Below are 2107 nucleotides of genomic sequence, written 5' to 3' on the forward strand. Positions count from 1 at the left end.
CCCCCCCCCCCCCCCCCCCCCCCCCCCCCCCCCCCCCCCCCCCCCCCCCCCCCCCCCCCCCCACGCCCGTCACCCAGGCGGGCAAGGCCCTGCCGGTTCCCGGCACGGAGGCAAAGCATGCGCGTCACGGTATTCGGCACCGGCTATGTCGGCCTGGTAACGGGCACCTGCCTGGCCGAGGTCGGCCATCAGGTGGTCTGCATGGACATCGACCGCAGCAAGGTCGAAGGCCTGCGCCAGGGCGTGATCCCGATCTACGAGCCGGGGCTGGAAGACATGGTGCTGGCCAACCATGCGTCCGGTCGCCTGGATTTCAGCGTCGATGCCGCGGCTTCGATCGCGCACGGCGACATTCTTTTCATCGCCGTGGGCACTCCGCCCGACGAGGACGGCAGCGCCGACCTCCAGTACGTGCTGGCCGTGGCCCGCAGCATTGGCCAATGCCTGTCGCGGCCTGCGGTGGTGGTGAACAAGTCCACCGTGCCGGTGGGTACCGCCGACAAGGTGCGCACCGAGATTGCCGCGCAGTTGGCCCAGCGCGGCGTGGACATCGCGTTCGACGTGGTTTCCAACCCCGAATTCCTCAAGGAAGGCGCGGCGGTCAACGACTGCATGCGCCCCGACCGCATCGTGCTGGGCTCGCGCAGCGCCCACGCGGTGGAACAGATGAAGCGCCTGTACGCGCCGTTCAACCGCAACCACGAGCGCATCGTGGTGATGGACGAGCGCTCGGCCGAGCTGACCAAATACGCCGCCAACGCAATGCTGGCGACCAAGATCAGCTTCATGAATGAAATGGCCAACATCGCCGAACGCGTGGGCGCCGACATCGAGATGGTCCGCCATGGCATCGGCTCCGACCCTCGCATCGGCTACAGCTTCATCTACCCGGGCGCCGGCTACGGCGGCTCGTGCTTCCCCAAGGACGTGCAGGCGCTGGGCCGCATCGCGCGCCAGGCTGGCTACACGGCCGGCCTGCTCGAGGCGGTGGAAGCGGTGAACCATGCGCAGAAGGGCAAGCTGTTTGAACTGGCTTCCGGGCACTTCGACGGCCAGCTGGCCGGCCGTACGTTCGCGGTGTGGGGTCTGGCGTTCAAGCCCAACACCGACGACATGCGCGAAGCGTCCAGCCGTGCGCTGCTCGACCAGCTGTGGCAAGCCGGCGCGCGCGTGCGTGCGCACGACCCCGAAGCGATGGAGGAAGCCGCACGCATCTTCGGCCAGCGCGACGACCTGGTGCTGTGCGGCACGCCCGACGAGGCGCTGCAGGGCGCGGACGCGCTGTTCGTGGTGACCGAGTGGAAAGCGTTCTGGAGCCCGGATTTCACCGCCCTGGCCAGCAAGCTCGCTTCGCGGGTGGTGTTCGACGGCCGCAACATCTACGACCCGTCCCAGGTTGAAGCCGCCGGACTGGCCTATTACGGCATCGGGCGGGGCCGCAGTCTGCGAGCGGTCGCGCCGGGGGCAGCCCATGGACACTGACGCCGTGCAGGCGCTGCTGCTGGCCCACGGCGAGCGCCTGGCCGAGCTCGAAACCCGCCTGGCGTTCCAGGAGCACGCGCTGATGGAGCTCAGCGACGCGCTGGCCGCGGCACGCATGGAAACCGCCCGCAGCGACGAGCGCCTGCAGCGTGCCCTGGCCGACCTCAAGCATTCCGTTGACTACGCGGACCCCGGCAGCGAACCGCCGCCGCCGCACTACTGATCGAAGGCGACATCATGAGCAATTCCCTGCGCGAAAAGCTGCTGGGCCTGGGTTTCGCGGCGCCCGCACCCGAGCCCAAGCCCGAACGCAAGCCTGACGCTGGCCCGCGCCGCGATGGTCGTCCGTCCGGTTCGGGCGCGCCGAGCCAGCCGCGCCGCGACGGCCGTCCGTCCGGTTCGGGCGCGCCGAGCCAGCCGCGCCGCGACGGTCGTCCGTCCGGTTCGGGCGCGCCGAGCCAGCCGCGCCGCGACGGTCGTCCGTCGGGTTCCGGCGCGCCCACCGAACCGCGCCGCGACGGTCGTGCGCCGGGTCCTGGCAAGCCGGGCGAAGCGCGCCGCGCTGGACGCCCCGCCGTGGGCGGCCAGCCCGGCGCAGCGCGGCCCCCCGGCCCGCCGCCGGCCG

2 protein-coding genes and 1 pseudogene are annotated in these 2107 nt (G+C 71.5%); all 3 read left to right on the forward strand.

Annotated elements, in window-relative coordinates; translation table 11 throughout:
* Nucleotides 1-117: 117 nt before the first annotated feature.
* Entirely contained in the window at nucleotides 118-1482 is a 1365-nt protein-coding gene (locus K0M70_RS11170) for a UDP-glucose/GDP-mannose dehydrogenase family protein (protein ID WP_290781936.1), read from the forward strand.
* A complete protein-coding gene (locus K0M70_RS11175) occupies nucleotides 1472-1705 on the forward strand; it encodes a SlyX family protein (protein ID WP_290781937.1) in 234 nt (77 codons plus the stop codon). Before K0M70_RS11170 ends, K0M70_RS11175 begins: the two co-directional genes overlap by 11 nt.
* Nucleotides 1706-1719: 14 nt before the next feature.
* A pseudogene (locus tag K0M70_RS11180) lies at nucleotides 1720-2107 on the forward strand (hypothetical protein); the annotation flags it as partial.

Source organism: Arenimonas sp., assembly GCF_019459675.1.
Lineage (GTDB): Bacteria > Pseudomonadota > Gammaproteobacteria > Xanthomonadales > Xanthomonadaceae > Arenimonas.

Excerpts from the sequence above, each read along its gene's own strand:
- K0M70_RS11170 (WP_290781936.1), top strand. The coding sequence starts at position 118 with ATGCGCGTCACGGTATTCGGCACCGGCTATGTCGGCCTGGTAACGGGC.
- K0M70_RS11175 (WP_290781937.1), top strand. The coding sequence starts at position 1,472 with ATGGACACTGACGCCGTGCAGGCGCTGCTGCTGGCCCACGGCGAGCGC.